Here is a 24,721-nt window from a genome sequence, read left to right as displayed (position 1 = left end):
TTAATGTTAATCTTCTACAGTTCTTCTATCTGTTTTCTGTAGACTTTGTTAAAATGATGAGTGTAGACATCTTTCATGGTCTTCCCTTCATCATACGTTTGCAGGGCTAACATTTTTAAATCCAAATAATCTTTGTTTCTGATCTTAGAAACTTTACTTTTAAAGTATATGTTCTCGGCAAAGTTGTATTCTTTGCTTTGTTTTTCAAAATTTTCCAGGGCTTTGTCATACCTTCCCAGCTCAAAATAGGTCACTCCCAGCTGATAATGATCAAACATTCCCTTCACATAACCTCTGGTAGCCAGAAGCCTTTCTATAATCCCCGCTGCTTTTTCTTTCTGTCCTAAAGCACTGTAGGACATAGCTCTTACTACATCCAGATTATAGTCTCCGTTTTGAGATCTTCCTAAGTCTCCGGGCTCATATTTTTTTAATGCATCTAAATCCTGAATAGCCCCTTTATAGTCTCTTAAAAACTGAAACTTGGTCCAGCCTCTATAGCCAAGGTGCATTTGAGGATCTAAAGCAACAGCTTTGTCAATTAAAATTTTCCAGGTAACAAAATCTCCGTTTTTAAGATATGGAACGGCTTTTTCCATATAGGAACGGGAGAAATCGGGGCACAGCTCAATCGCTTTATCAAAGCCTTCCTGCGATTCTGCGTATCCTTGTAAATCTGAAGCCCAGTTGTATAACTCACACGCTTTTTTGCAGTTCTCACCCTCTACTGCATTACAGTTAACCTGTGCAATAGTATTGGTGTAAACGATAAGTAACAAAAAGCTAAGGTAATACCTCTGAAACTTTTCCATTTTCAATTTTATAGGTTAAATACTGATAGTAATCTACTTTTAAACCTTTTATCTCTTTCGGCATCCAGCCATCGAGTGATTTTGTAAACTGCAGTACCTTCTTTTCCAATTCTTCATCCAATACAGAATCTTTCAGATCCGGGCTCATATGCTGTAACCTGAACCGTCCTGTCTTTCCTTCACAATTTACTAAAAATCTCACGGTTATATAGCCGTTGACCTTCTTTTCAGAATATATATTTTCTTTTTTAAGTTTTTCAGCAATCGCTATCTTTTCTCCTTTGTAGCTAAATTCTTTTGTTCCCTGATAGTACTGAAAGCTAAAATGTCCCCATTTTTCAGAACCACATTTTTTAAAATCAGGATCATCCAGTTGATGATCAAACTCGACATCTCCTACGGTACCGGGATATTTTTTCACATTTTTTTCTGTCTGGCAGGATACCCAACCAAAGGAAAGCATTGTGAAAAGGTAAGCCGCTTTGATCAAAACTTAATTTTATTCCGCTGTTCTCCCTAAAAGTGTGCCTTGTGTGTTGTCATATACAAAAACATCCACAATGTCACCTATTTTCTGTCCTTCAAGCTGATCGAATACACATACTGCATTCTGAGAGTTTCTTCCTTTCCATTGATTTTTGTTCTTTTTGGAAATTCCTTCAATCAGAATCTGGTGTATTCTTCCCACATAAGATTTCATTCTTTGTTTTGAAAGTTCACCCTGAAGTGCAATAACCTCAGCAAGACGTCTCTGTTTCACATCAGCAGGAATATTGTCTTCCATTTTCTTGTGAGCCGGAGTTCCAGGTCTTTCTGAGTATGCAAACATATAACCATAGTCATATTCTACTTCTCTCATCAGGCTTAAAGTATCCTGGTGATCTTCTTCTGTTTCATTACAGAATCCAATGATCATATCCTGAGAAAAGGATACATCAGGAACAATTTCTTTCGCTTTTTTAATCAGATCAAGATATTCTTCACGGGTATGCTGTCTGTTCATTGCTTCAAGCATGTTATTGCTTCCGCTTTGTACAGGAAGGTGTACATATTTACAGATATTGTCGTGTTTTGCCATCATTCTGAATACATCCAGACTCATATCCTGCGGATTTGAAGTAGAGAATCTGATTCTCATTTCCGGAACAGCTTTAGCAACCAAATCAAGAAGCTGAGCAAAGTTTACGGCTGTTGCTTTCTGCATTTCAGATGCTTTGGCAAAATCTTTTTTAGGACCTCCTCCATACCAAAGGTAAGAGTCTACGTTTTGTCCTAAAAGGGTAATTTCTTTATATCCGTTGTTGGCAAGATCTTTACATTCTTCTATAATGGAGTGAGGATCACGGCTTCTTTCTCTTCCTCTGGTAAAAGGAACTACACAGAATGTACACATGTTATCACAACCTCTGGTAATGGTAACAAAAGCGGTAACACCGTTTCCTCCTAAACGAACGGGATTGATATCTGCATACGTTTCTTCTTTGGAAAGGATAACATTAATTGCATCTCTTCCATCATCAGTCTCTTTTAAAAGATTTGGTAAATCTCTATAGGCATCTGGTCCTACAACAAGATCAACCAATTGTTCTTCTTCTAAGAATTTGGTTTTCAATCTTTCAGCCATACATCCCAAAACACCTACCGTCATATTCGGTCTTTCTTTTTTGAGGTTTTTGAACTGAGAAAGACGCATTCTTACAGTCTGTTCCGCTTTTTCACGGATGGAACAGGTATTTAAAAGAATCAGGTCGGCTTCTTCTACCTTCATTGTTGTATTATACCCCTGTTCATTAAGAATGGATGCAACAATCTCAGAGTCAGAGAAATTCATCTGACAACCATAGCTTTCTAAAAACAGTTTTTTAGAATTCTCAGGTCTTTCTGCAATAGCAAAAGCTTCGCCCTGTTTTGTTTCGTCTATATATTTTTCCTGCACGATAATCAATTTAAGTTTCGCAATCATCAATTACGAACAAATAAGTTTGCAAAGATACAAAATATTGTGACAGAATGTCAGGATTATCTTTCAGTAAATGTTACTGAAAACTGTACCGGAAATGAAATCCTCTCAACGATAGGAATATCTTTATAGAAAGCTGGTATCCAGATCTTTTTCATCCTTGCAAGAGTCCGCATAAAATCATTATTAAAATTCTGATTATAAATCTCAGGATAAATTCTAGGATTAATAATATGCCCGTCTTTACTGATATAAAATTCCAGATTTACCTTTCCGTTAAGTTGATAATCTTCAAAAATCATCATAAAATTATCATGAAATAATGTATGAAAAGCTTTTGATCCTTCCGGGTATTTGGTATGTGCTACAAATTTATTGGCATCATAACCCGGTTGATAATTACTCATCACATCTTTTGGATATAAAATAAATTCAGTAATGGCTCCAATTTTCCAGCCTTTTACTTCAGCAGGTTTCCATTTTTTAAGATTCTTAAGAACTTCTCTGGAAAGATCATATGCACATTTGTTCCTTGCAATATTAGCCGTATCCTGGTCTTTAATAAATTTAACTTCAGATTTATCGGTGATGATAATTCTAGGCTGATAAATTTCTTTACCATCACATTCTTTCAATTTACTATTGATAAGAAATTCATGAACATCTTTGTAAAAATTAACCATTCCACCTTCATAAAAGCTTTGCTTCTCCGGGTATTCATCAAGTATTTGAGCTTTATACAGAGAGACAAAAGCCAGAAAAAAAATAATAAAAGTCTTTTTCATTTTTGTGTTTAAATTATTTAATCAATATCTGCTGAAATAGAAGAGAAGTTCATTTTAACTTTAATCTGTGAAGCCACAGGCTGTCCGTTACAAGACGCCGGAGTCCAGTTCTTTTTAATTCGTCTCACCACATACTGCATATCGTCAAAAAAAACTTCACTGTTCTGAACTTTAGGCATCCCTTTCACATCCACTACTTTTCCTTTGTCATCAAGGACTAAGGTAAATGTAAAATCTCCGGTTAAAGCATAGAAGTCAGAATTCAGATAGGCATACATATATTTGTTCAGAACATCTTTATAGGCTGCAACACCTCCTTCATAAGCTGCGGGTTTAAAATCATTACATTTTATAGCAACCTGCATAAAGGGTTCTTTAATATCTATTTTTAAAAGATTTTTATTGCTTTCCCTGATAAAAGAATCATCACGTTCTTCCTGATCCTGTGCCAATGAAAAATTCGCTGCACATAAAGCCAAAAATAAAAGTACCGTTCTCATAATTTTGTTTCCTAATAATAAACAAAGGTAAATATTTAGTCTATTGGTAAAAAAGAAAAACTTCACACAAAGTATGAAGTTTTTAAACATGAACACTGCAGGTTCAGGATATATTTGAAATGATCACCCTATAATTTTACAGCAGACCTTTAATGTGTTTATAATTGCTTTTCACCGTTTCAAAAACCTCATCCATTTTACCGCCAAGCATTAGCTGAGCCATAGACTTGGTCATTCCCATAATCTGGTCAAACTCAATTTTAGGAGGAAGAGCCAACGCATTAGGATTGGTAAAAATATTCAAAAGATAAGGACCGTTGTGATCCAGACATTCTTTAATAGCACTTTCCACATCTTCCGGCAGGTGTACATTTTTTCCGGGATACCCCATCGCATGGGCTACCATCGCGAAATCCGGATTAATCATGTCTGTTTCATTATCGGGCATTCCTCCCACTTCCATTTCCAGCTTTACCATTCCCAAGGTTCTGTTGTTGAATACAATCAGTTTTACCGGCAATTTATATTGAAAAATAGTCGCCATATCTCCTAGTAACATGGATAACCCTCCATCTCCACACATAGCAATAACCTGCTTTTCAGGATGAGCCAGGGCAGCACCAATTGCCATAGGCATTGCATTCGCCATTGATCCGTGATTAAATGATCCCAGCATTTTCCTTTCTCCTGTTCCGGTAATAAATCTGGCTCCCCAAACACAGCACATTCCGGTATCTACCGTAAAAATAGCATCATGCTTAGCAAGTTTGTCTAGAGTATGTGCCACATATTCCGGCTGAATAGCATTCTCTTTCCCAAAATCTTTCACATACTCCAATTGGTTTTCTTTTACTTTATCGTAAAATGCCAGCTGCTCATTCAGAAAATGAACATCTGTCTTTTCTTGCAGTAATGGCAGCAATGCTTTAATTGTTTCTTTAACATCTCCTGCAAGCCCCAGCTCCAGCTTTGCCCTTCTTCCTAATCTTTCAGGACTTTCATCAATCTGCACTATTTTATTTTTTACAGGCATGAATTTTTGATACGGAAAATCCGTTCCCAAAAGAATCACGAGGTCTGCTTCATGCATGGCGTGATACGCTGAAGGAAATCCTAATAATCCCGTAAGTCCCACTTCATTAGGATTATTCGGCTGGATGGCCATTTTCCCACGAAATGAATATCCTACAGGGGCTTTTAACAGGTTGGATAAAGCGATTACCTCATCACGGGCTTCTGCAGCACCTATTCCACAATATACCGTTACTTTTTTACTATTGTTTATGAGTGTTGATAAGCTTTTTAACTCAGTATCCGAAGGCCTTATTACAGGATTGGTTTTAAAGATTTGAGTGGAAGTAGATCCTTCTTCAGCATCCAGTTCGGAAACATCTCCCGGAAGACCTATCACAGCAACTCCTTTTTTGGAAATCGCATGTTGAATAGCTGTTTGAACGGTTCTCTGCACCTGCTCCGGACGGGTAATCATCTGATTGTAGTAGCTGCAGTCATCAAAAAGTTTTATGGTATTGGTTTCCTGAAAGTAATCCATTCCCATTTCATCACTGGGAATTGTGGAAGCAATCACCAACATTGGAACATGAGAGCGATGTGCTTCGTAAACTCCATTAATCAGGTGAACATGCCCAGGACCACAACTTCCGGCGCATACGGCCAGCCCATCAAGCTCTGCTTCTGCCGCCGCGGCATACGCTCCTACTTCTTCGTGTCTTACATGAATCCATTTGATACTGCTTTTTTTAACAGCAATATTCAGATGATTGAGACTATCACCGGTTACTGCATAAATTCTTTTCACATTGGCATTTTCGAGCATTTCAACAATCTGCTCAGCGATGTTTTTTGCCATAATTACTTTATTTTGGTGGTTGTTTTTTGGGTGAAAAATAGTAATTGAGAAAAATAATTCCCATCCTATCTCTATCAAATTTAGCTAATTAAATTGAAATTTTCCCGTTATTACCCTGTTAAAACTTTGTGAATTTATGATAAAACCTTACAGATTGGATGTTTACTTTAAAACAAAACAGCCACCCAAAAAAGGCGGCTGTTTATATCATATGTTTCGGATTTACATCACTACTTCGATCTGATTTCTCAACAGATCTTCAAATTCGTCTCTCTTACGGATAAGGTGTGCTTTTCCGTCTAAGAACAGTACTTCAGCAGGCTTTAATCTTGAATTGAAATTTGAACTCATTTCAAAACCATAAGCTCCCGCATTGTGGAAAGCAAGAATATCTCCTTCTCTCACTTCATTGAGTTTTCTGTCCCATGCAAAAGTATCTGTTTCGCAGATATTTCCTACTACAGTATAAATTCTTTCCGCTCCTTTTGGATTGGATAAATTTTCAATCATATGGTAAGAATCGTAGAACATCGGACGGATCAGGTGGTTGAATCCTGAGTTTACTCCCACGAAAACAGTAGCTGTTGTTTGCTTAATCACATTAGCTTTAACCAATAAATATCCGCTTTTTCCTACTAAGAATTTTCCGGGTTCAAACCATAATTCGAATTTTTTCCCGGTAGATTTTGAAAACTCAGAAATTACTTTTTCTACTTTTTTACCTAATGTTCTCACATCAGTTTCTTCTTCACTGTCCTGGTAAGGGATTTTGAAGCCGCTTCCCATATCCAGATATTTCAGGTTCGGGAAGTGCTCAGAAAGCTCCAGCATGATTTCCAATGCCTGTAGAAATACATCCGGATCTTTGATCTCGCTTCCTGTATGCATGTGAAGTCCTTCAACATTCAGATTTGTACTTTTCATCACTCTTTCAATGTGACGAACCTGGTGAATGGAAATACCGAACTTACTGTCGATATGTCCTGTTGAAATTTTATAGTTACCTCCGGCAAAAATATGCGGGTTGATTCTTACTAAAATAGGATAGGTATTTCCGTACTTATTCCCGAATTGCTCAAGAATAGAAATGTTATCAATGTTTATATGAACTCCAAAAGTCATTGCTTCCTCAATTTCAGCCAAGTCAACACAATTGGGAGTAAACAAAATCTTTTCTTTCGAAAATCCTGCCTTTAATCCAAGTTTAACTTCGTTAATCGATACACAATCCAAAGAAGCGCCCAGGTTCTTGACATACTTAAGAATATTGATGTTTGTCAAAGCCTTTGCTGCATAGAAAAACTTCGTATGTTTTAAGAAAGAAGATGTAAGTTTTTCGTATTGAACTTTGATGGACTCAGCATCATAAACATACACCGGGGTGCCAAACTCAGTGGCAATCTTTAATAATTCTTTTGAATTCATAATTTCATTTTAACATAAAAAAAGGCAGATTCTTTCAAAAAAGAGTCTGCCGCATTGATTATTTTTTATGCAAGACAACTCTTTTAAATATTCCAAACCTTAGAGAACCTTACAGCTCCCTTTTTTCCAGTTTTAATTTGTTTAAAATTTTGCATTGCTACTATTTATTTTTTGCAAAAATACTATTTATTTTTTATTTTACGAAAATTGATTTGAAAAGCACCTTCTTGTTAACAAAAGTTTATAAAGTGTAAATTTCTCTGTTATTTCGGCAACGGAAGTGTTTCAAAATCGCTTCGAAGCAGTGCCAGCTGCAATTCATTATTCAAATCCGTGGAGGATAATGGAAGGTCAATTTTTAACTTAGTAAGCTTACTTAAGGTTTGAATTTGTGTAAAAAGTTCATAAAAACCAAAGGAAACTACTTTTCCGTTTTCTATGATTAAAAATAATTTTTCACCCAATTTCCTTCCTTGTCCCAGCCAAAGTTCATTTCTTTTTCTGAATTCAATTTTCTGTTTCAAGGCAGAAAAATCTTTAAATTCTTCCTGAGAACCGATAAACTGAACCGCTTTGGATCCCTGAGTAAATGATCTGAATTTCAAGACTGGTTTTTCAGTTTTATTGAGTGTATTTTTTTCAACTATATATTTATTATTCCTGAAATAGAGTCCGAAAGGCAGAACTTCTTTCTTTTTAATATTCTTAGAATTCAGAATCAGCTTGGCAATAGTGTCTGTTCCGGTAAGCTCAAAATTAATCTGCTCCACCTCTTTCTGGATCTGTTCCCATTTTTTTGATTTGGAATTGAAGACTTTTTTGGAAAACTTATTGATATCCTGAACATAATCCGAGAACATAATCCGCCCGGATTCATCCTGAAAATAGACAAACCCTTTATCATTAGGAAGATCCTGGGTAAGTTCTTTGATCTTATTGATATAGGTTTTTGCGTTGGACTCATCATGCTGTTTCTGAATGATCTCATTTTCGGTATCCTTCGAAATCAGAAGCTTAAAAAGCTCTAACGTAGCTCTGGCATCACCTTCTGCCCTGTGGTGGTTTGTCAAAGGAATTCCCAAAGACTTCACCAATTTTCCCAACGAATAACTTACCTCATCAGGAATCAGTTTCTTCGCCAATGGAATTGTATCTAACGTATTGATTTTAAAATCATAGCCAAGCCTTTTGAATGACTGACGAAGCATTCTGTAATCAAAATCAATATTATGACCTACCAACGTTGTATTTTGAGTTATTTCGATAACTCTTTTGGCAATTTCATGAAATTTCGGGGCAGTTTTGACCATTTTCGGGGTAATACTGGTCAACTTCTGTACAAAAGGAGTAATATCACCTTCAGGATTTACCAGAGATATAAACTGATCAATAATTTTCTGACCATCATATCTGTATATGGCGATATCTATAATGCATTCATTTCTATAACCTGCACCATTACTTTCTATATCTATAATTGAATACATTTAATATTAACTGCTGTTTTTTTGTCATTTATATTTAAAACCGGCGTCTTTTCCCCGATAAAATCCGGTTCTATTTTTTCTTGTTAAGTAAAGATAACCTGCTAAAATAACAAAAAATATGTTAAAATATAACAGATTATTCTTCAAAATTATCTTCTTCTGCCTCCCAGACCAAACATTCCGAGAATAGCTTTTGCTCCTTCTCTCATTAATGTACTGGTAAAAGTACGGCCTGCTTTACTCTGTAATACCTGTTCAAACATTCCCGGCTCTTCTTTTACTGGTCTGGTCTTTTGGGTAGGAGCAGGATTTTGTGCAGCCTGTTCCATTCTGTTAGTCAGCATTTCATAAGCAGATTCTCTGTCAACAGCCTGCTCATACTTTGCAACAAGAGCTGATTTTGAAGTCAGATCAGAAACTTCTGCTCCACTCAAAACATCCATTCTTGATTCCGGAGAGATCAGGTAAGTATGCACTAATGGGGTAGGAATTCCTTTTTCATCCAGAGCCGTAACAAATGCTTCTCCAATTCCCAAGTTCTGAATCAGGCTGGAAGCATTATAATATTCTGTAGTAGGATAATTTTCGACAGCTTTGGTAATTTCTTTTTTATCTTTTGCGGTAAAACCTCTTAAGGCGTGCTGTATCTTCAATCCTAATTGGGAAAGTACATTTTCAGGAACATCACCCGGAATCTGAGTAATAAAATAAATTCCTACTCCTTTGGAACGGATGAGTTTTACCATTGTTTCAATCTGTGAAAGAAGGGCTTTGGAAGCTTCATCAAAAATCAGGTGGGCTTCGTCTATGAATAATACCAGCTTTGGTTTACCACTATCTCCTTCTTCCGGAAACGTCATATAAATTTCAGCAAAAAGCGAAAGCATGAATGTTGAGAAAAGCTGTGGCTTGTTCTGAATATCTGCTACTCTTAAAATATTAACCACTCCTTTTCCGTCTCGTGTTTCCAGTAAGTCATGAACATCAAAACTTAGCTCACCGAAAAAACCTGCTGCTCCCTGTTGTTCCAGCGCAACAATAGATCTTAAAATCGCTCCGAGAGATGATGGCGCAATAGATCCGTAATTGGCTGCAAGCTCAGCTTTTCCTTGTGCATTATCCGTCACATACTGAAGTACTTTCTTCAGATCATTAAGATCAATCAATGGAAGACCTTTATCATCACAGTATTTGAAGACAATAGACATGATGCTTTGCTGTGTATCATTAAGCTCAAGGATTTTACTGAGTAAAACAGGTCCAAATTCTGTAACCGTAGCTCTCAGTTTCACTCCTTCTCCTCCGGAAATACTCATCAGTTCCACCGGAAAGCCTTGTGGGTTATAAGGAAGCTGTGTTTTGCCATATCTTTCCTCAATGATAGCATTCATCTGGCCGGCTTCTGCAATCCCGGAGAAATCTCCTTTAATATCAAGAACCAAAGAGGGAATTCCTGCATGGGAAAGCTGTTCTGCAAATACCTGTAATGTTTTTGTCTTTCCTGTTCCCGTAGCGCCGGCGATAAGACCGTGGCGGTTAATCGTTTTCAGGGGAATGGTTACGTTCACTTCTGTGACCACTTCTCCATCCAGCATTCCTTTTCCTAATATTATATGCTCTCCTTTCGGAGTGTATCTAGCGTTGAGTTCTTCAATAAATTGTGTTTTGTCTGCCATTTGATCGCTTTTTAACTTATAAATATAAAATTTTTTGTAAAAGTCTGAGTAATTAAAGTAATATTATATGATTAAATTTTGTTCTAAGTTCATTAAATTTACTATTCACTTAGCCATGACAACAACATATATACCACACATGATTTCATTTAAGAAAATTACATTCGTTATTCTTTCTATTTTTTCTACATTATTTTTTTCTCAAAAAAGAAATGAACCTGTCAATTTACAGATAAAAGGAGATTTTACCCATACATCTACTTCAGTAGTCTTCCCAGCTTTATGGTCTGATTTTCAAAGAGAAACGATCACCTCTTATGATATACAGAACAAACACGTTGTAGTAAGCTATGTACAGCAAAACAGTAAAAAAAGCAAAACGGTTCTTACTCTATATCTCTATCCTAAAAAATCAGTTGACAATCAGCTATTGAGGGATGAATTTGCTGTGTATGAAACAGTTCTTAATCAGAATTCTAATAAAAGTGTAGACCTCAAACCGATGTTTGGAAGTTCATCCAATGATAAAGTAAAAGTACATTATCTCTATTCAATATTTGATCATGCCATGGGTGAACGTGATTTTTTTAAAGGAGTAAAATATACGAATAAGAAGTCTCTCCTCGCCATTTATGAATGTGGAGGATGGGGCTTTAAAATCAGGGTTTCAAGTGATGATATGACTTCTGATCAACTGGCAGAACTAAAAAATAAAACTGAAGTCTATTTTGGATTATTGGACATTGCCTCTAAAAAATCTCTTCCCATCAGCAATACTCCCGCTATTATTTTATCTCCCGTTATCAAAAGAGATTCTATGATGATTAATTCTGTAATTGCTGCAGCTCATGCAAAAATAGAATGGCTGGGTAAAAATTCAGAAAAAAAAGAACTTTTGACTGGGTTTAATGATATGAATATTGAATCTGAGGTATATTCCATACAGAAAATGATAGAATTCTATAAAACCCATGAAAAAGATGGGCCTATGCATGCAGACACTAAGAAATATTTTGATGAAATGATCAGGATTGCAGACCATGGGAAGATTAAAGATTATCTCTATGACAAATACAACAGGCTGATTCAATATGATGAAGGAGAAGCTAAAAAAGATGAATATCTTCAATTCAAAACGGATAAAAACATCACAGAAAATACCAATGAAATTTTTTACAAATTATACTATATCATTGAGTAAAGGAATTAGGCTTCAAAAGCTAAACATGATATAAAACAGCATTTCCCAATTGTCTTTATGTAAGGCATTCTTTTTGCTGAAAAACATCTTACGTTAAACATCCGTTTAACAAAGTATTGAAAGAAACTATCAATGGGATTTAACATTTCATTTAGAATTTATCTAATACTTTGTATCTTTAACTCATTAAAAAAAGACCCCAATGAAAATTGAACAAATATATACGGGCTGTCTGGCTCAGGGTGCCTATTATATTGTATCAGAGAATGAAGCTGCCATTATTGATCCTTTAAGAGAAGTAAAACCTTACCTGGATCGTCTGGAAAAAGACAATGTCACTTTAAAATATATTTTTGAAACTCACTTCCATGCTGATTTCGTATCAGGACATCTGGATTTAAGTAAAAAAACAGGTGCTCCCATTGTATATGGACCTACGGCCGCTCCGGAATTTGAAGCCATTATTGCAGAAGACAATCAGATTTTTGAAATCGGAAAAATAAAAATAAAGGTAATGCACACTCCTGGGCACACTATGGAAAGCAGCACTTACCTTTTAGTAGACGAAAATGGTGTTGAAACTGCAATCTTTACAGGTGACACTTTATTTCTAGGAGACGTTGGAAGACCAGATCTTGCGCAGAAAGCAACAAATCTTACGCAGGAAGACCTTGCAGGAATTCTCTACGACAGTCTTCAGAATAAGATTATGCCATTGGATGACAGCATTACGGTTTATCCAGCTCACGGTGCCGGATCTGCCTGTGGAAAAAATATGCAGAAGGAAACGGTAGATATTTTAGGAAACCAAAAGAAGACGAACTACGCTCTTAATCAACCAGATAAAGAATCTTTCATCAGAGAAGTACTTGACGGTTTGACCGCTCCACCGAAATATTTCGGAATGAATGTCGCTTTAAATAAAGGCGGTTATGAAAGCCTGGATGTTGTGATGAACAAAGGGATGCAACCTGTTGCTCCAAAAGATTTCGAAGCATTGGCAGAAGAAACGGGAGCATTAATTTTAGATACCAGAGGAGCTGCAGATTTCCATAAAGGATTTGTACCTAACTCTATCAACATAGGTCTGAAAGGAGATTTCGCACCATGGGTAGGAACGCTTATTGTGGATGTAAAACACCCTTTATTATTGGTAACTGATGAAGGTACTGAAGAGGAAGTAATCACCAGACTGAGCAGAGTAGGCTTTGATAATGTAATAGGATATCTGAAAGGAAGTTTTGAAGCCTGGAAAAATGCAGGTAATGAAATTGACGAGATCAAAAGAATCACTCCAGCCGAATTCGCAGAACAGTTTACAGAAAACTCTACCGTAGTGGATGTAAGAAAACTGACTGAATATTCTGCCGAGCATATTGACAATGCTTACAACAAGCCATTGGATACTATCAGTGACTGGGCCCGTACGATTGATGATTCTGAACATTTCTTTCTGCACTGTGCCGGGGGATACAGAAGCATGATCGCAGCAAGCATACTTAACTCACACGGAATCAGAAATTTCACCGAAATAGAAGGAGGTTTTAACGGCATCAAAAAGACGGAAAAATTCCCGACTACAGATTTTGTCTGCCAATCCAAAACATCGTAAGATCATGAAGATACAGTTTTTTGGACTTGTTTTAGCAATGGCTTTTACGCTAAGTGCCTGTAAAACATCTCATACGACTGTCACACCCAAAGCGAACATCAAAGAAGTGGTCAACAGTTCTGATGTCACATTGGTGGATGTCAGAATTCCGGAACAGTATTCGGCAGGAACCGCAAAAAATGCCATCAATATTCCATTAGCGGAGATTCAAAACAATATAGAAACCCTGAAGGGCAAAAAAGTTGTTGTGTTCTGCAATAAAGGAGTTCAGGCAGATCAGGCTATGGAAATACTGAAGAAAAATGGAGTTGAAGCCTATGATGGTACAAGCTGGAAAAACGTAAAAGCAATCCAGGACGAAACAAACAAAAAAGCAAACTAATAAACCCCAAACTATGTCACAAAAATTCCAGGAAATTATTGATTCTGAAAGACCGGTACTTATTGACTTTTTCGCAACATGGTGTCAGCCTTGTAAAGTACAGTCTTCGGTATTAAATACGGTAAAGGAAAATATTGGTGAAGGAGCCAGAATTATAAAGGTAGATGTAGACCAATATCCTGCACTGGCAGCTCAATACGGAGTGCGAGGAGTACCTACTCTGGCCATTTTCAAAAATGGAGAAATGCTATGGAAGGAAAGTGGTGTTCATGATGTGAATACCCTCACACAACTTTTACAAGAATATGCTTAAAACTGTGATTTTTCACAGTTTTTGCTTTTTATCATTCCCGCAGATCGCACAAATTTCCACAGATAATTATGCTTATTTTTCTTTATATAGAAATTAAAAATCTGTGAAGATCTGCGAAATCTGTGGGAAAATCCTAAAATTCAATAGAAAAGGAATCTCTATCATTCAAAAACTGGAAATGTTCTCTAAAATCTTTCAGTTCATCCCTATTCAAATCTGCAGATACAAGATTCCCATGCTTTTGGGAAATTTCTTTTCCGTCCGCAAAGAAACAGTGAGAGCTCTCCTGATAAAAGAGGTTATTCCCATCCGTTCCAATTCTATTTAAACCAAATACGAAAGATAAATTCTCAATGGCTCTGGCCTTTAACAAGTGTTCCCACGCTCCTACTCTTTTCTCCGGCCAGTTTGCAACATATAAAACAGCATCATAATCATCATTATTTCTTGCAAAAACAGGAAAACGCAGATCATAGCAGACCTGAAGCAGGAAACGTATCCCTTTATATTCAACGATTACCCTGTCTTTCCCTGGCGTATAAACTTTATCTTCACCCGAAAAGGAGAACAAATGTCTTTTGTCATAGAAAGCCGTTTCACCATCCGGTTGTATAAAATACATTCTGTTGTAAAAATTTCCGTTTTGCTCTACGGGAGCACTTCCACAGAATGCTGCATTTTTTTCTTTTGACATTCTTTTCAAAAACTCCAGTGATTCATTATTCCTATCCGAAACTTCAGAAGCATCCATACAGAAACCTGTTGAAAACATTTCAGGAAGGAGAAACAGATCAGCTTCCACATTTTGCAGTTCGTTTTCTATGAGTTTAAAATTGTCAGTTTTATTTTTCCAGATGATATCTAAATTAAGCCCTACAACTTTCATCTTTTATTCTTTTTTAAATTATTCCAAATCTGATGTATAAAAATACAGCTTTTATGATTACAAAAGAGGAATTAAAACTATTGAAAAGACAATTTTACCCATAAAAACAGAATCCTTTTTCATAATAATTTATTAAAGTCATCCATTTTTATAGGACTAACATTCTTTCGGTTTCATTTTTGATAGAAATATTTTTTATTACTATCCTTAAAAATTAAAAATTTATGAAGAAATTGTTTTTTATGGTGACGATCTTATTTTTTGGTGCAATGGCCAATGCTCAGGCCTGGACAGGAAAAGGAGATCAGAAAATACAACTGGGGCTGAGTGCCTGGGGATATGGAACCGGAATAACGGGAACTTATGACTACGGACTCAATCAACTTATTTCAGTAGGAGCCGGTATCAACGGCTATTTTGATAATTATAAAAACAACGATAAGGATAATCGTGTTTTTGTTTTCGGGAGGCTGAACTTTCACTTACAGGAAGCGCTGAACCTGCCTTCAAAATGGGACATCTACCCAGGAGTGGACCTTGGAGTTCTGGGAAAAGACTTCGGAGTGGGTGCTCACATCGGAGCCCGCTATTTCTTCACAGAGAAAATAGGAGTCTTTGCAGAGGTTGGTAATAATGGCAGCCTTGGGGTTTCTTTCAATTTATAAACAAATCGTCTTTAAATATGACAAAGCTTCTCGTTTCGGGGAGCTTTTTTATTTGGCATAGTTTTGATAATTGTTACCTTTGCAAATTAAAATCTAAAATTTATTAATGGAAATAGCAATCAAACTTTTTCAGTTCATTCTGAGCATCTCTATACTAGTGCTTCTTCATGAGCTTGGGCATTTTTTACCCGCAATATGGTTCAAGACAAGAGCAGAGAAGTTTTTCCTGTTTTTTGATCCTTACTTCTCCATATTCTCCATGAAGAAAATCAATGGAAAATGGCAGTACAAATTTTTATCAAAGAACCTGCCGGATTCTGAAGTAATAGAGATAAACGGAAAGAAGGAAGAAGTTCCTATCGATATATCAAAACTTCCGGATAATGACTGGAGAAAGCATCCTGAACAAACCAAATACGGAATCGGATGGCTTCCTTTCGGAGGATACGTGAAAATTGCAGGAATGGTAGATGAAAGTATGGATACTGCCCAAATGAAAAAACCGGCAGAACCATGGGAATTCAGATCAAAACCAGCTTGGCAGAGACTTATTATTATGCTGGGAGGGGTTACTGTTAACTTTTTCCTTGCATGGTTAATCTACAGTTCTCTATCTTTCTTCAATGGAGAAACGTATACAGATATCACGAAATTCAACAACGGTATTGAAGCTACTTCAGCTGGAAAGAAAATGGGATTCCAGAATGGTGACAAAATCATCAGCGTAGATGGAAAACCGGCAGAAAGACTTGAAAACACTTCAATCAATATTCTTTTAGGAGACCATGTTACTGTAAACAGAAACGGACAGGAAGTCACTTTCCCGGTAAATGCTGACGGTGTTGCGGATGTTCTTAAACAGAGAGAAGCGAAACTATACATCACTCCAAGAGTTTCTATGGTTATTGATTCATTAGCAACTCCTTCTTCTCAGGCCTCTGGTCTTGCGAAAGGTGATAAAATTGTAGGAATCAACGGTAAGAAAGCAGCATTCTTTGATGAAGTAAGCGCTCTTTTAGCTGAGAATAAAGGAAAAACAATTACTGTAGACGTTGAAAGAAACGGAGCTGTACAAACCTTACCTTCAGTTTCTGTTGATAAAAACGGAAAATTAGGAATAGCTATTGATACAAAAAGCATTGCAAAAGAAATCGTAACCAATAAACAATATTCTTTTGGAGAATCTATTCCAAGAGGATTTACAAGAACTATCGAGGCGTTGACCACTCAGGTTAAGCAGTTCAAAATTATGTTCAACTCTAAAGTTCAGGGGTATAAAAATGTAGGAGGTCCTATTGCTATTGTAAAGAATATGCCTGTGGATAAAGATGCTGACGGAAGCTTTAAAATCAACTGGGTTGCTTTCTGGAGTTTTACAGCGATGTTCTCTGTATGGTTGGCATTCCTGAACCTTATTCCTATTCCGGGACTTGATGGTGGACACGTTTTATTTACTTTATATGAAATTATTGTAGGAAAACCGGTTCCACAGAAAGTTTTAGAGAATGCTCAGATGATTGGAGTTATCTTCCTGTTAGGCTTAATGTTACTCATCTTCGGAAGCGACATCTTCAAGGTATTCACAGGGAAATTATAATTTTTTTAAAATTTTTCTTAAAAATATTTGTAGGGTATAAATATTCGTCCTATATTTGCACCACTTAAAACAAAGGACATTCCTCCTTAGCTCAGTTGGTTAGAGCATCTGACTGTTAATCAGAGGGTCGCTGGTTCGAGCCCAGCAGGAGGAGCAAAAAGACTTACAGAAATGTAAGTCTTTTTTTGTGCTTTAATCTGAACAATAGTACAGCTATGATCTAAAAAAGACAGATCAGGAGCAAATTGTGAGAACCCAATCAACTTCACTGATAATTTCTAAGCATATTTATATCCTTTCATCAGCAGCTAAGTCACTTTCTTAACACACTTAATCATTAAGATCGTTGAATGATATTTGCAACTTATCTTAAGTTTTCATGAAATATCGATCTGTTTCACTAAATAATACCCACCTCTTCAGGCATTTTACCTGTAACTATTTCGTCAATAATCCGACTATTCTTTTATAGAGTAAAATATCCCTCTATAAAAACAAAGAATAATAAAACCAACATATAGTATTGCATAAATACCTCAATGTACCATGAAGAAAACTATTATTTCGTTACTAACAGCATTTTCTATTATAGGAATTTCAGCGCAGGAAAAGTCATATTTTTTATCAAGTCCCTCATTAAGTCCTGATGGAAAAACAGCCTATTTCGCTTACGATGGTGACATCTGGAAATCAGATTCCAATGGCGGAAATGCTTCAAGAATTACGGCACTGGACGGAGAAGAGATCAATCCCCGTCTTTCTCCGGATGGAAAATGGCTTGCCTTCAGTTCCAACCAATATGGAAATTATGATGTGTATATAATGCCTGCAGGAGGAGGAACGATCAAACAGCTAACCTTTCATACCGGAAGAGACGAAATGGAAAGCTGGGCATGGGACAGTAAAACCATTTATTTTACGTCCAGCAGAAATAATAACTTCGGCAGTTTTAAAACAACCATTGAAGGGAAAACACCACAAAAACTGTTCAATAATTATTTTAACAATACCAACGGGCTTGTAGAAACCCCTTCGGGAGAATATCTTTTCACGAGTTCTTCGGAAAGCGCTCATCAGGTACAGAGAAAGCGCTATAAAGGAGAAAACAATCCTGACATCCTTGGATACAACCCAAAAAGCAATTCTTTCAAACAATACACCCATTACGAAGGAAAGGACTTCAACCCAAGTGTAGATAAAAATGGTATTATTTACTTTATTTCTGATGAGAACAACGGGGAATACAACCTTTACAAACTTGAAAATGGTAAAAAGACTGCTTTAACCCAATTTGATACTTCTATTAAAAAACCTTATGTTTCAGCGGATGGATCTAAAGTTATTTTTGAAAAGGATTATCAGCTTTTCACTTATGATGCAGCCTCAAAAAACACCGCACCTCTTACCATCAGTCTGAATGCCAACAAAACACTGGAAAAAGCCCAGAATTTCAATGTTGAAAATAATATTTCTTATTATGATGTATCACCCGATGGTAAAAAAATGGCATTCATAAGCCGTGGGATTATATTCGTTTCAGATATTGAAGGAAAATTTGCCCAGCAGGTTTCTGATGGGAAAGAACGGGCAATGGAAGTAAAATGGCTGAAAGACAACAGAACGCTTCTTTACAATCAAACGTATAACGGCTATCAAAACTGGTTTACGATTCCTGCAGACGGGAAAGGTCAACCAAAGCAATTAACGGAAGATTTGCGCAACAACCGCAATATCACCCTGAATAACGACCTTTCAAAAGCAGTTTATTTAAGCGGTCGTGATGAAGTAAGATTGTTGGATTTAAAAAGCTTCAAATCTACAACCATTGTGAAGGATGAAATATGGGCTTTCCAAAACTCCAGACCTTCTTTTTCTCCTAACGATGAATATGTATTGTTTTCAGCGAAGAGAAACTTTGAACTTGATATTTTCATCTACAATATTAAAAAAGCACAGACGCTGAACCTTACCAACACAGGTGTTTCAGAGGAAGATCCTGTATGGTCACCGAATGGGAAGTATATTTATTTCGCCAGCGACAGAACCAATCCGTCTTATCCTTTAGGCATGCAGAAGTCTAATATTTACCGCATGGCGCTGGACTGGTTTGACGAACCTTTTAAATCTGAAAAATTCGATAATCTTTTTACTGAAGAAAAGAAGGAAACAAAATCTTCAGACAAAGCAAAAGATAAAGACAAGAAGGATAAAAAAGACGACGATAAGGAAAAAGAGAAAAAAGAAGAAAAAGAACCGATTATCAAAGAACTGAAAGTAAATCCTGAAGATACACTGGACAGAATCGAGCTGGTTACGGACCGATATGGCTATCAGGACGACCCTGCCGTTTTTGCTGATGACAAGAAAGAAATCCTCCTTTTCAATTCTAATCAGGATAATGGAAAAAGACAACTGTTCAAAAAAGTTTTCACAGATTTTGAACCTGCCAAATCAGAAAAAGTTTTCGATAAAGCAGCATACTACCTTACTAAAAATGAGAAAAACCTCTTCGCCCTGGTAGAAGGTAATATTTATAAAACAACGGTTGCCGCCTTAAAACCTGAGAAAATAAACATTCAATATAGTTTTGACAAGGATCTGGCATCAGAATTCACCCAGATGTATGCTGAAGCCTGGACTGGCGTAGAAGAAAACTTCTATGATGAAAAGTTCCATGGCATTGACTGGAAAGCAAAAAAAGAACAGTACGCCAAATATCTGCCCTATGTGCATAACAGAAATGATCTGCGAATTTTACTAAATGATCTTTTAGGTGAGCTTAATTCTTCACACACAGGATTTTCTTCTACAGGGAAAGAAGAGACCATGTTCCTGAGCTATTTCACCAACGAAACAGGAATTACCTTCAAAAAAGACCAGCCTTACACCGTAGAAAGCATTTTAAGAAAATCTCCGGCTTACCGTTCAGGAGTTGATATTAAACCTGGCGACCAGTTGATTTCTGTAAACGGAAAAAAAATTGATCCAAACGAAAATATCGAAACGTATTTTACAAGCCCTAAAAAACAGGATGAGCTTGTACTCACGTTCAACCGTGATGGTAAAAATGTAACCGCCAAAGTGCATCCGATTTCTAATGGAGAATTAAAAGGATTGCTTTACGATGAGTGGATCTACAACAATCACCAGCGTGTTGATAAGCTTAGCAACAACAGAATCGCTTATTCATGCATGAAAAACATGTCTACTGATGAGCTGGACCGTTTTCTTTTGGATATGGTAGAGCAGGAAAACAGAAAAGATGCTGTTATTCTTGACCTTCGTTATAATACGGGAGGAAATGTTCATGACAAAGTATTGAATTTCCTTTCTCAAAAACCTTATCTGCAATGGAAATACCGTGAAGGAAAAATAACCACACAACCTAATTTTGCCCCTTCCGGAAAACCAATTGTCCTTTTGATTAATGAAGCCTCCTTAAGTGACGCAGAAATGACTGCAGCCGGATTTAAAGCATTGAAACTGGGCAAAATCATTGGCCAGGATACATATCGCTGGATTATTTTCACTTCAGCAAAAGGCCTTGTAGACGGTTCTTCTTATAGATTGCCTTCGTGGGGTACTTATACGCTGGACGGACAAAATCTTGAAAAAACAGGAGTAAAACCTGACATTTACATTAAAAACACCTTTATGGACCGTCTTCAGGATAACGATCCCCAGCTGGAAAGAGCTGTTCAGGAAATACTTAAGGATTTGAAGAAATAAGGATTAGTTCTTGTTTTTTGCACATATTTTGCTTGATAATGGTAATAATTTTTATCAAGCAAAATGCCTTATTTATCCAGGATTTATTTAAAAGATAATCATCCACAAGACTTCCCTTTCACCCTGCCTTTTTTGCGCGAGGGCTTAGATATTAGACTAAAAAGTAATGTTACCTTTTTTGTTGGCGAAAATGGAATTGGAAAATCCACGCTGCTTGAAGCCATTGCAGACAAGTGTAATTTCAATGTTGCCGGAGGAAATCGCAATCATAATTACAACTTTCATAAAACAGAATCGATGCTGTCGGAATATCTTACTCTTTCCTGGCGTCATAAAACTTCTCAAGGTTTTTTCATGAGGGCTGAAAGTTTTTTCAACTTTGCGACCTATATTGACGAAGTTGCTGAAGAGGATCAAAGAGTTCTGGAAGCCTATGGAGGGAAATCTTTACACCAACAGTCCCATGGTGAAGCATTTCTATCATTATTCCATAACCATTTTCAACACGGAATTTATCTTCTTGATGAACCGGAAGCTGCTTTATCACCACAAAGGCAACTTTCCTTACTCTCTATTATTCACAAATTAGAAAAAACAGGGAAGGCTCAGTTTATAATTTCAAGCCATTCTCCGATCTTAATGAGTTATCCGACTGCAGAAATTTATCTGCTTGATGATAAAATTCAAAAAATACACTATAAAGAAACAGAGCATTATCAGCTCACAAAGAATTTTTTGGAATCACCAGAACGTTATTTTCAACATTTATTTGAAGACATCTAGCTTTACCTGAAATTTTCTGAAAATATTTCTTATTGAATTTCAATACATTTAGTTAAAAACTAGTAAGAATAAGGGATAAAACTTGCTTGGTACGGATATTCATATTATATTTGCAGCACCTAAAACAAGGGAAATTCCTCCTTAGCTCAGTTGGTTAGAGCATCTGACTGTTAATCAGAGGGTCGCTGGTTCGAGCCCAGCAGGAGGAGCAAAAGACTTACAGAAATGTAGGTCTTTTTTTATTTATTAATCATACAGAAAAAGAATTGGACTCACTCCTATAGGGAAAGACTTTTTACTTGCTATTAATCCTCTGATTCTTATCCTTTAAGCATTAAAATTTCCTTTTTAATTTTCACAAACGCATATATAATTTTCGCTACATTTGTCGTTTTATATTATAGAATAAAAATATTTTACTTTTTCACCTATTTTTTTAATAAACTGCATGCTTTTTGTTTATGATAATTGCCTGAAGAAACGAATGATGTTAAACAATAACTCCCAAAAACACTATCTTTTATTTTTTTTTCTGATTCTCTCCAGTTCCGTATGCGCTCAAAACAGGGCCAGCGGTAAGGTGGTTGACGAAAAGAACAATAAAGAACTGAATAAAGTTGATATTTTTATCAACAATGATAAGACTCCTTCCCTGACGACAACTTCAGGTAGTTTCATCGTTCAGTCAGACAGCATCATTCATCAGTTAAGATTTTCCAGAAAAAATTATACTACAGAAACCCTTGATATCACTCCCGAAAATGCTGAAAATATTTTCGTACAGCTTTCACAGGCTAAAGTAAGTGATATTCAAGAGATTGTTCTTCAAAGTGGTAAAACAAAATATAAGAACAAGAAAGAAAACCCGGCTTATGCGATTATGCAGAAAGTCTGGGCTCAAAAAAGAAATAACGGACTGGAGAAATTCGATACCTATTCGTATAAGGAGTACGAAAAAACACAGTTTGATCTTAACAATCTTGACAGTGCGTTCATGAAGAAAAAGATTTTCAACAAACTGGATTTTATTTTTGACTATGCAGATTCCACAGCTAGTGGAAGATTAGGCCTCCCTATTTTCCTAAATGAAGCCGTTTATGAGAATTTTGGTAAAAACAGACCTGATAAGGACAGCAAAAGAACATTAGTTGCTCAAAAGACCTCAGGTTTTCAGGACAATCAGGTGATTACGGTTTCTGCTAAAAACTTATATCGTGATATCAATATCTACGACAATACTTTAAATTATTTCGATATTGGTTTCCAAAGCCCTGTGGGAACGGATGGCTTCAGCACCTATGACTATAGTCTGATGGACACCATTACTATTCGTGGGGAAAAAGCCTTCCAGATAAGATACCAGCCTAAAAGAAAAGACATCCTTGCATTCCAGGGAAATCTTTATATTGATACAGATACCTATGCTGTTTTAGGAGCAACATTGAAATCAACACAGAAAATCAATGTCAACTTTGTCAACAGTGTGTATACTCAGGTGGAATATGACAACCCTGATGACGCTACATTTCTTCCTAAAAAACTGGTTACGGAATTTGAAATGAGTCCTTTTTCAAAAAAGAAAGGAGCGAAAAGCATCATAGCCAAAAGATCGGTAGATTATTCCGATTATCAATTCAACAAACCTCTTGATCCTAAAGTATTCAAACGCACCGAAGAAGAATACGAAGACAAGTTTACCAATAAAGATGAAGCCTACTGGACTAAAGCCAGACCTGATACTTTATCTAAAGCAGAGCAGGGAGTATACAACATGCTTGATCAGCTTCAGCAGACTCCTAAATTCAACAGGATGGTAAAACTGTTTGAAACGCTTGGTTCAAGATATTATAATGCATTTAAAGGAATAGATATTGGTCCTATATTTTCAATTTACGGAAGAAATGAGGTAGAAGGAGACAGAATAAGATTAGGAGCAAGAACCTATTTTGGATTGAATGATACCTGGAGAGCTCAGTTTTATACAGCCTACGGATTCAAAGATCAACAGTTCAAATATGGGGTTGAGGCAAGATATATGTTCAATAAGCTTAACCGTTTTATGATTGGAGCAGGAACCAGCAGAGATATTGTTCAGCTTGGAGGACAGCTTACCTCCGGTGATGGGGTTACCCCACAATCTTCATCTTCCAGTACCTTTTTTGCAAGAGGAGAAAACATTTCTTTAAGCTCTGTAAACAAAACAAGTGTCTTTGCTGCTATTGAACCCTGGAAAAACTTCCAGATCCGAATAGACGGAGTAATGCAGAGTATTAAGTCTGCTATTCCGGAGAAATTCAATCTGATGTATTATAAAGATGGCCAGCTGAGACAAACAGTGAATGACTCTCATGTTACCATCAGTTTAATTGCAAAACCCGGGGCAAAATTCTCACAAACCGGAATTGACCGTTACCAGGCCAGAAACTTAGCTCCAACTATTGTTTTAAGATATACAAGAGGTATTGAAGGGTTATTTAATGCAGATTTCAACTATGACAAGTTGCAGTTTATGCTTTATAAACCTTTCCTGATTGGAAGTGTGGGAAAACTAGTGGTGAATTTTGAGGCCGGAAAGAACTTTAATACAGTTCCTTTGGCACTACAGAATATCATTCCTGCCAACCTTTCCTATGGTTTGGTACCCAATACATTCTCTCAGCTTAACTATTATGAATTTGTGGCTGATGCCTATACCACCCTTCAGCTGGAGCACCATTTTAACGGTAAGATACTTTCTTATATTCCGCTGATTAAAAAACTGAAACTTAGAGAGGTTGCCTTCATCAGAGGAGCGTATGGAACATTAAGTGATGCGGCCAAGGCAATCAATGTGGAAGGCTTCAGATATTCAGCGCCCAGCGAACATATTTATTATGAATACGGATTCGGGATTGAAAATATAGGAATCGGAAACCTTAGAATCTTCAGAGTTGATTTCAACTGGAGAGGTAATTACCTTGACAGACCGGATATCTCAAAATTCGGTGTTAAAGCGGGTTTCCAGGTAGGATTCTAAATTGAAAATAAGATAAAACAAA

Annotated in this window: 19 protein-coding genes and 2 tRNA genes; 11 read left to right on the top strand and 10 right to left on the bottom strand. The window is 36.5% G+C overall.

The features are described 5' to 3' along the window. Positions 1 to 14 precede the first annotated feature (14 nt). From CQ022_RS19970 to CQ022_RS19930, 9 genes are all read right to left on the bottom strand, one after another. The gene (locus CQ022_RS19970) at positions 15 to 812 is read right to left on the bottom strand and encodes a tetratricopeptide repeat protein (protein WP_105684050.1); all 798 of its coding nucleotides are present in this window, start codon (positions 810 to 812) and stop codon (positions 15 to 17) included. Further along, positions 784 to 1,233, bottom strand: coding sequence for a hypothetical protein (locus tag CQ022_RS19965; RefSeq protein WP_123864462.1), 450 nt, complete (start codon positions 1,231 to 1,233; stop codon positions 784 to 786). The genes CQ022_RS19970 and CQ022_RS19965 overlap by 29 nt, the downstream gene beginning before the upstream one ends. A 78-nt stretch (positions 1,234 to 1,311) precedes the next feature. Beyond that, positions 1,312 to 2,748, bottom strand: a complete 1,437-nt coding sequence (gene miaB / locus CQ022_RS19960; protein WP_105684216.1) for a tRNA (N6-isopentenyl adenosine(37)-C2)-methylthiotransferase MiaB — start codon at positions 2,746 to 2,748, stop codon at positions 1,312 to 1,314. Between the two features lie 83 nt (positions 2,749 to 2,831). Further along, entirely contained in the window at positions 2,832 to 3,557 is a 726-nt protein-coding gene (locus CQ022_RS19955) for an energy transducer TonB (protein WP_105684048.1), read from the bottom strand. A 17-nt stretch (positions 3,558 to 3,574) separates the two neighbouring features. Beyond that, positions 3,575 to 4,057: a hypothetical protein gene (locus tag CQ022_RS19950; RefSeq protein WP_105684047.1), complete on the bottom strand. Its 483-nt coding sequence runs from the start codon at positions 4,055 to 4,057 to the stop codon at positions 3,575 to 3,577. 136 nt (positions 4,058 to 4,193) lie between these two features. Beyond that, positions 4,194 to 5,927 (bottom strand): thiamine pyrophosphate-dependent enzyme, encoded by a 1,734-nt coding sequence (locus CQ022_RS19945; RefSeq protein WP_105684046.1) that lies wholly within the window; start codon positions 5,925 to 5,927, stop codon positions 4,194 to 4,196. A gap of 222 nt (positions 5,928 to 6,149) precedes the next feature. Beyond that, entirely contained in the window at positions 6,150 to 7,352 is a 1,203-nt protein-coding gene (lysA, locus tag CQ022_RS19940; protein ID WP_185126832.1) for a diaminopimelate decarboxylase, read from the bottom strand. 263 nt (positions 7,353 to 7,615) lie between these two features. Then, positions 7,616 to 8,839, bottom strand: a complete 1,224-nt coding sequence (locus CQ022_RS19935; protein ID WP_105684044.1) for a PolC-type DNA polymerase III — start codon at positions 8,837 to 8,839, stop codon at positions 7,616 to 7,618. A gap of 149 nt (positions 8,840 to 8,988) precedes the next feature. Further along, complete coding sequence (locus CQ022_RS19930; RefSeq protein WP_105684043.1) at positions 8,989 to 10,515, bottom strand: helicase HerA-like domain-containing protein; 1,527 nt, start codon at positions 10,513 to 10,515, stop codon at positions 8,989 to 8,991. A 139-nt stretch (positions 10,516 to 10,654) separates the two neighbouring features. On the opposite strand from CQ022_RS19930, the gene CQ022_RS19925 reads away from it, so the two are divergent. The 4 genes from CQ022_RS19925 (at position 10,655) to CQ022_RS19910 (ending at position 14,023) form a co-directional block, all read left to right on the top strand. After that, positions 10,655 to 11,716, top strand: a complete 1,062-nt coding sequence (locus CQ022_RS19925) for a hypothetical protein (RefSeq protein ID WP_123864461.1) — start codon at positions 10,655 to 10,657, stop codon at positions 11,714 to 11,716. A 202-nt stretch (positions 11,717 to 11,918) separates the two neighbouring features. Then, on the top strand, positions 11,919 to 13,328 hold the full coding sequence (locus CQ022_RS19920; protein WP_105684041.1) for an MBL fold metallo-hydrolase: 1,410 nt from the start codon (positions 11,919 to 11,921) through the stop codon (positions 13,326 to 13,328). A 4-nt stretch (positions 13,329 to 13,332) separates the two neighbouring features. Beyond that, positions 13,333 to 13,710: a rhodanese-like domain-containing protein gene (locus tag CQ022_RS19915; protein ID WP_105684040.1), complete on the top strand. Its 378-nt coding sequence runs from the start codon at positions 13,333 to 13,335 to the stop codon at positions 13,708 to 13,710. A gap of 13 nt (positions 13,711 to 13,723) precedes the next feature. Further along, the gene (locus tag CQ022_RS19910; protein WP_105684039.1) at positions 13,724 to 14,023 is read left to right on the top strand and encodes a thioredoxin family protein; all 300 of its coding nucleotides are present in this window, start codon (positions 13,724 to 13,726) and stop codon (positions 14,021 to 14,023) included. A 133-nt stretch (positions 14,024 to 14,156) separates the two neighbouring features. Here CQ022_RS19910 and CQ022_RS19905 read toward each other — a convergent pair whose 3' ends face one another. Then, positions 14,157 to 14,909: a nitrilase-related carbon-nitrogen hydrolase gene (locus CQ022_RS19905; protein ID WP_105684038.1), complete on the bottom strand. Its 753-nt coding sequence runs from the start codon at positions 14,907 to 14,909 to the stop codon at positions 14,157 to 14,159. Between the two features lie 224 nt (positions 14,910 to 15,133). Here CQ022_RS19905 and CQ022_RS19900 point away from each other — a divergent pair, with 224 nt between their 5' ends. From CQ022_RS19900 to CQ022_RS19870, 7 genes are all read left to right on the top strand, one after another. Then, the gene (locus CQ022_RS19900; RefSeq protein WP_105684037.1) at positions 15,134 to 15,574 is read left to right on the top strand and encodes a DUF6646 family protein; all 441 of its coding nucleotides are present in this window, start codon (positions 15,134 to 15,136) and stop codon (positions 15,572 to 15,574) included. Positions 15,575 to 15,680: 106 nt separating this feature from the next. Next, positions 15,681 to 17,171 carry an RIP metalloprotease RseP gene (gene rseP / locus CQ022_RS19895; protein WP_105684036.1) on the top strand — a complete coding sequence of 497 codons (1,491 nt, stop codon included), beginning with the start codon at positions 15,681 to 15,683 and terminating at the stop codon, positions 17,169 to 17,171. 80 nt (positions 17,172 to 17,251) lie between these two features. Continuing rightward, a tRNA-Asn gene (locus tag CQ022_RS19890) sits at positions 17,252 to 17,325 on the top strand. 392 nt (positions 17,326 to 17,717) lie between these two features. Beyond that, positions 17,718 to 20,900 (top strand): S41 family peptidase, encoded by a 3,183-nt coding sequence (locus tag CQ022_RS19885; RefSeq protein WP_105684035.1) that lies wholly within the window; start codon positions 17,718 to 17,720, stop codon positions 20,898 to 20,900. Positions 20,901 to 20,963: 63 nt separating this feature from the next. Then, positions 20,964 to 21,683 carry an AAA family ATPase gene (locus CQ022_RS19880; RefSeq protein WP_105684034.1) on the top strand — a complete coding sequence of 240 codons (720 nt, stop codon included), beginning with the start codon at positions 20,964 to 20,966 and terminating at the stop codon, positions 21,681 to 21,683. 135 nt (positions 21,684 to 21,818) lie between these two features. Next, positions 21,819 to 21,892: transfer RNA gene (locus tag CQ022_RS19875), tRNA-Asn, on the top strand. Between the two features lie 278 nt (positions 21,893 to 22,170). After that, positions 22,171 to 24,699: a DUF5686 family protein gene (locus CQ022_RS19870; RefSeq protein WP_228421876.1), complete on the top strand. Its 2,529-nt coding sequence runs from the start codon at positions 22,171 to 22,173 to the stop codon at positions 24,697 to 24,699. Positions 24,700 to 24,721: the final 22 nt, after the last annotated feature.

This window comes from Chryseobacterium culicis (assembly GCF_002979755.1).
Lineage (GTDB): Bacteria > Bacteroidota > Bacteroidia > Flavobacteriales > Weeksellaceae > Chryseobacterium > Chryseobacterium culicis_A.
Note: the sequence above shows the minus strand (reverse complement) of the source record. Positions and strands in the feature narration are given on the sequence as shown.

Coding starts and splice junctions, on each gene's coding strand:
- CQ022_RS19920 (WP_105684041.1), top strand. CDS start 11,919: ATGAAAATTGAACAAATATATACGGGCTGTCTGGCTCAGGGTGCCTAT.
- CQ022_RS19950 (WP_105684047.1), bottom strand. CDS start 4,057: ATGAGAACGGTACTTTTATTTTTGGCTTTATGTGCAGCGAATTTTTCA.
- CQ022_RS19910 (WP_105684039.1), top strand. CDS start 13,724: ATGTCACAAAAATTCCAGGAAATTATTGATTCTGAAAGACCGGTACTT.
- rseP (WP_105684036.1), top strand. CDS start 15,681: ATGGAAATAGCAATCAAACTTTTTCAGTTCATTCTGAGCATCTCTATA.
- CQ022_RS19900 (WP_105684037.1), top strand. CDS start 15,134: ATGAAGAAATTGTTTTTTATGGTGACGATCTTATTTTTTGGTGCAATG.
- CQ022_RS19945 (WP_105684046.1), bottom strand. CDS start 5,927: ATGGCAAAAAACATCGCTGAGCAGATTGTTGAAATGCTCGAAAATGCC.
- CQ022_RS19925 (WP_123864461.1), top strand. CDS start 10,655: ATGATTTCATTTAAGAAAATTACATTCGTTATTCTTTCTATTTTTTCT.
- CQ022_RS19930 (WP_105684043.1), bottom strand. CDS start 10,515: ATGGCAGACAAAACACAATTTATTGAAGAACTCAACGCTAGATACACT.
- CQ022_RS19885 (WP_105684035.1), top strand. CDS start 17,718: ATGAAGAAAACTATTATTTCGTTACTAACAGCATTTTCTATTATAGGA.
- CQ022_RS19915 (WP_105684040.1), top strand. CDS start 13,333: ATGAAGATACAGTTTTTTGGACTTGTTTTAGCAATGGCTTTTACGCTA.
- CQ022_RS19935 (WP_105684044.1), bottom strand. CDS start 8,839: ATGTATTCAATTATAGATATAGAAAGTAATGGTGCAGGTTATAGAAAT.
- CQ022_RS19970 (WP_105684050.1), bottom strand. CDS start 812: ATGGAAAAGTTTCAGAGGTATTACCTTAGCTTTTTGTTACTTATCGTT.
- CQ022_RS19955 (WP_105684048.1), bottom strand. CDS start 3,557: ATGAAAAAGACTTTTATTATTTTTTTTCTGGCTTTTGTCTCTCTGTAT.
- CQ022_RS19905 (WP_105684038.1), bottom strand. CDS start 14,909: ATGAAAGTTGTAGGGCTTAATTTAGATATCATCTGGAAAAATAAAACT.
- CQ022_RS19880 (WP_105684034.1), top strand. CDS start 20,964: ATGCCTTATTTATCCAGGATTTATTTAAAAGATAATCATCCACAAGAC.
- lysA (WP_185126832.1), bottom strand. CDS start 7,352: ATGAATTCAAAAGAATTATTAAAGATTGCCACTGAGTTTGGCACCCCG.
- CQ022_RS19870 (WP_228421876.1), top strand. CDS start 22,171: ATGTTAAACAATAACTCCCAAAAACACTATCTTTTATTTTTTTTTCTG.